Origin of the sequence: Streptomyces kebangsaanensis, from assembly GCF_001906585.1 — a bacterium.
In the GTDB taxonomy this organism is placed as follows: Bacteria; Actinomycetota; Actinomycetes; order Streptomycetales; family Streptomycetaceae; genus Streptomyces; species Streptomyces kebangsaanensis.
This window is the reverse complement of the sequence record NZ_JUJA01000161.1, coordinates 14,570-18,839: the sequence shown is the minus strand read 5'-3', so window position 1 is coordinate 18,839 and position 4,270 is coordinate 14,570. Positions and strand designations below refer to the sequence as shown.

Sequence of the window (4,270 nt, the reverse complement as noted above, 5' to 3'; positions counted from 1 at the left end):
CGCGCCGAGGACGAGTCCGGTCGCGCCGGCCGTGCCGAGCAGCTGCCGTCGCGACACGCCCGCTCTCGCGGGGGCGTCCGGTGCCGTGGGCGCGGGAACCGCGGGCGCGGGGGTCCGGGGGGTGGCCTCCGGGGTGGACTGGTCGGTCATGGTGGGGTTCAGCCGATCTGCGCGTTCTTGGCGACGGTCACCTGGTCGATGTCGGAGGTCCGCACGGTCGCCTCGATCTTCCAGTCGCCGGCCATGGGGATCTGTACTCCGCTCGCGGCCCAGTGTCCGGCGGTGATGCGGTCGGGGGCCACCGGCAGCGGCCCGAGCTTCTTGGCGGCGAGTGTGAGGGAAACCTTGACCTCGGGGATGTCGTAGGGGCTCCCGTCGGTGTGCTGTACGTAGATGTGCAGGTCGTTGCCGCCCACGCGCGCGGGGTCGATGTCGAGCCGGACGAGGCCCTTGCCGTTCTGTCCGCCGGTGTCGAAGGGCATGTCGAGGGTGACCGCGCCTTCCGAGGAGGACGAGGACGAGGACGAGGACGACGTGGCGGCCTTGGCCTCCACTTCGGTGCGTCCCGGTTCGGTCTGGGTCAGCGCGGTGGTGACGGCGAGCAGTACGACGGCGACAGCGGCCTCCGTCAGTACGGACCGGCGCAGTCCCAGGCGGCCCGGGTCGGCGTCCCGAAGCCGCTTGCGCCGTGCGGTGTCCACGGCGGCCCGCTGCCGGGCGAGCTGGGCGGCTCGCCGGGAGGTCTCGCCGCTCACCGCCCTGCCACCGGCTGCCGCCTTCCCGCCGGACCCGGACTTCCCTTCGCCCCCGGGCTTCTCCTCGCCCCCGGACCCGCCGTCGGTCCCCGCCTCTTTGTCCGAGCCGGTTTCCCCGCCCGCGGTCGCCGGGACCGCGGTGCGCGTCGTGATGACCCCCTCCTTCGCGGTCACCGTCTCCGCCAGTCGCCCCGTCCAGCGGCGGGAGACCGAGGCGATGCCGACCAGCACCACCACCAGGCCGATCTTGACCAGGAGCAGCTGTCCGTAGCGGGTGTCGGTGAGCGCCGGCCAGGAGCCGGTCTGGCGCCAGGACTGGTAGGTCCCGGTGGCCACCAGGGCGAGGACGGAACCGAAGGCGAGGCGGGAGAAGCGGCGTACGGCCGAGGTCTCGACCGGGGTCTGCCCGGACGCCCCGTACAGCGCGACCAGGAGGGCGACGAGTCCGCCGAGCCAGGTGGCCACGGCGAGCAGATGGAGGACGTCGACGGGCATCGCGATGCCCGTCTGGAGGCCGGTCGAGGCGTGCTCGGCCATGGACCAGCTGGCCGCGAGCCCGACGGCGACCACGGTTCCGCCGATCGCGAGCCCGAAGGTCAGGTCGCGTTTCTCCTCGTCGTCCCGCTCCTCCTCGTCGTCCCGTTTCTCGTGCGACCCGAAGAGGACCGCGACGAACAGGGCCGCAGCGGCGAGCAGCAGCAGCCGGGAGACGAGGGCGGCGCCCGTCTTGGTCTGGAGGACCTGCCCGAGGAGGGTCAGGTCGAAGATGTCCGCGACCTTCCCGGAGGTGGTGTAGGAGCCGCGCAGGAGCAGCAGGGCGAGGGTGGCCGCGGTGAGGGCGACCCAGCCGGAGACGACGAGCCGCTGTACGGCCCGCACCCCCGAGCCGCGCTGCCAGCAGGCCAGGACGAAGGCGGCGCCGCCGACCAGGACGACGAAGCCGGCGTACGACACGTACCGTCCGACCCCGTAGAGCGCGCCGACGGCTCCGCCGCCCACGTTCTGGCCGTCGACCGCGGCGGAGGTCTTGGAGGGGGCGCCGACGGAGAAGGTGTAGGCACCGCCGACGGGATGGCTGTCGGCCGAGACCACCTGGTAGACGACGGTGTAGGTGCCGTCCGGCAGGCCGCCGTGCAACCGCACGGCATACGTCGTGCCGCTGACGTCGGCGGGTTTCCCGGTGTCGACGCGGTTGCCCTTGGGGTCGAGCACGCGCAGCGAGTCGTCGTTCATGGCGACCTGCTCGGAGAAGGTCAGCGACACCTGGGCGGGTGCCTTGTCGACCACCACCCCCTGCTGGGGATCGCTGCCGGTCAGCGCGGCGTGCGCGGAGGCCGGGGTGGCGCCGGCGAGCAGCAGGCCGGTGGCTGCCAGGAGCAGCAGCACCAGGTTCCGGACGCGGGGGGCGATGGTCTGCGACAAGGTGGTCCCTCTTCGGAAGTCCGTCTCAGTGTCCGTGCTCGGGGTTGTACGTGGCCGCCTTCACGGGCATCTCGACCTTGAGACCGCCGGATCGGGCGAAGTGCAGTTCGACGGTGACCGTCCGGCCCTGCCGGAGCCTGTGCTCCAGCTTGTCGAACATCAGGTGGTCGCCGCCGCTTTCGAGCACGAGTCGTCCGTGGGCGGGGACGGTGAGGGAGTCGGCCTCCCGCATCGCTCCGCCGACGGTCCGGTGCACGGTGACCTCGCCCGCGTCGGCGCTGGTGACCGAGGTGAGCTTGTCGGCGGTGCCGCCCTTGTTCTCGATGGTCAGGAAGCCGGCCGCCATCGAGTCCGAGACGGGCTGGGGGATGTAGGCGGAGTGGACGGACAGCTCGGCTTTCGCGCCGCCGGAGCCGGAGGAGCCGCCGCAGCCGGTGAGCAGGGCCGTTCCTGCCAGGGCGGCGGCCATGAGGGCGGCCACCGGTGCGGGACGCCTCACGGGGTCTCACCCTTGACGATCTCGGGGAGGTCCTTGGTGTAGTCGTCGACGGTGGCGTCCTCGCCGTACAGGACGTACCCGGCGTCGGTCTTCGGGGAGAAGGCGACGACCTGGGTGCCGTGGTACGAGACGAGCTTGCCGTTCTTGTCCTTGGCGGTCGGCTCGATGGAGATGCCGAGGGTGCGCGCGCCGGCCTGGATGGTGGCGAAGTCGCCGGTCAGACCGATGAACTCCGAGTTGATCATCTTCAGCCACTTGCCGAGCTCGGCCGGGGTGTCGCGGGCCGGGTCGGTGGTGACGAACACCACGCGCAGATCGTCCCGCTCGGCCTTGGGCAGGTCCTTCACGGCGACCGCGATGTTGTTCATCGTCAGCGGGCAGACGTCGGGGCAGTGGGTGTAGCCGAAGTAGACCAGCGTCGGGTGGCCGGCGGTCTCCTTGCGGAGGTCGTACTTCTTGCCGTGGGTGTCGGTGAGGACCAGGTCGGGCTTCTCGAACGGCTTGTCGAGAACGGTCGCGGCCTTCCGTGAGGTGTCCTCGGAGACGACGGCGACGGGCTTCTTGCTGTCGTCGCCGCTGCCGCAGGCGGAGAGGGTCATCGTGGCGGCGACGAGCAGCGCGGCCGCCGTGAATGTCTTGTTGCGCATAGAGAAATGTCCCAGATGTGATGATTCCGGCGCGCACCGGGGGTCGTACGCAAGAGTGGCACGCCCCCCGGGCGCGTGACGGATGAGCCGGATCAGGCGGCGGTGCGCCTGCGGCCGGCGAGCACGCCGTAGGCCACGCCGGCGGCGCCGACGACGATGCCGGCGATGCCGAGGACGCGGGCGGTGGTGTCGCTGCCGCCCTTGGCGGTGTCGGTGGCGGTGTTCTGGGCGGCGGGCTTGGCGTCGTCGGCGGTGTCCTTGTCCGACGCGCCGTGTCCGTGGCCGTCGTCCGAGGCGGCGGCCAGCTGCAGGACCGGCGCCGGGGTGTCCGGCTCCTCCTGGCCCTTCTGCGGCACCTCGATCCAGCGCACGACCTCCTTGTTGGAGTACGTCTGGATCGCCTTGAAGACCATCTGGTCGGTGTCGTCGGGCAGGGCGCCCATGGAGACCGGGAACTTCTGGAAGTAGCCGGGCTCGATGCCCTTGCCGTCGGCGGTCCAGGTGACCTTGGTGACGGCCTCGGAGATCTTCTTGCCGTGCACCTCGAGCGGCTTGTCCAGCTTGGACTTGGTGACCTCGATCTTCCAGCCGGTCATCGGCTGCGGCATCACGGAGGCCACCGGGTGTTCGGCCGGGAAGGTGACTTCGAGCTTGGTGGTGGAGGCGTTGTCGCGCTCGTTGGGGACCTTGAAGTCGACGACCGCGTAGCCGCCCTTGGCGGCCGTGCCCTCCGGCTGCACGGTGACGTGCGCGAAGGCGGGGGCGGACAGGACGAGGACGGCCGAGCCGGCGAGGGCGGCGGTGGCGGCGAGGCGGGAAGCCTTCATGGGGGTTGCACTCCCTTTCGAGTGGGTTCGGTGTGGAGGGGTGCGCGTGCGCGGCGGGGCCGGCGGTGCGGTGTTCCCGGCGGACGGGCACGCGCGCGTGCCCGTCCGCCGGGAACACCG

The 4,270-nt window shown here is 71.6% G+C and carries 4 protein-coding genes and 1 pseudogene; all 5 read right to left on the bottom strand.

The genetic code is table 11. The features are described 5' to 3' along the window. Positions 1-234: pseudogene (locus RH94_RS45050) on the bottom strand (iron uptake transporter deferrochelatase/peroxidase subunit); the annotation flags it as partial. Continuing rightward, positions 159-2,177: a copper resistance CopC/CopD family protein gene (locus tag RH94_RS31155; protein ID WP_073951691.1), complete on the bottom strand. Its 2,019-nt coding sequence runs from the start codon at positions 2,175-2,177 to the stop codon at positions 159-161. The gene RH94_RS31155 and the pseudogene RH94_RS45050, both read right to left, overlap by 76 nt. Before the next feature lie 25 nt (positions 2,178-2,202). Beyond that, a complete protein-coding gene (locus tag RH94_RS31150; RefSeq protein WP_199881101.1) occupies positions 2,203-2,646 on the bottom strand; it encodes a copper chaperone PCu(A)C in 444 nt (147 codons plus the stop codon). Between the two features lie 26 nt (positions 2,647-2,672). Then, positions 2,673-3,323, bottom strand: a complete 651-nt coding sequence (locus RH94_RS31145) for an SCO family protein (RefSeq protein WP_073951689.1) — start codon at positions 3,321-3,323, stop codon at positions 2,673-2,675. 92 nt (positions 3,324-3,415) lie between these two features. Next, the gene (locus RH94_RS31140; RefSeq protein WP_073951688.1) at positions 3,416-4,150 is read right to left on the bottom strand and encodes a YcnI family copper-binding membrane protein; all 735 of its coding nucleotides are present in this window, start codon (positions 4,148-4,150) and stop codon (positions 3,416-3,418) included. Positions 4,151-4,270 lie beyond the last annotated feature (120 nt).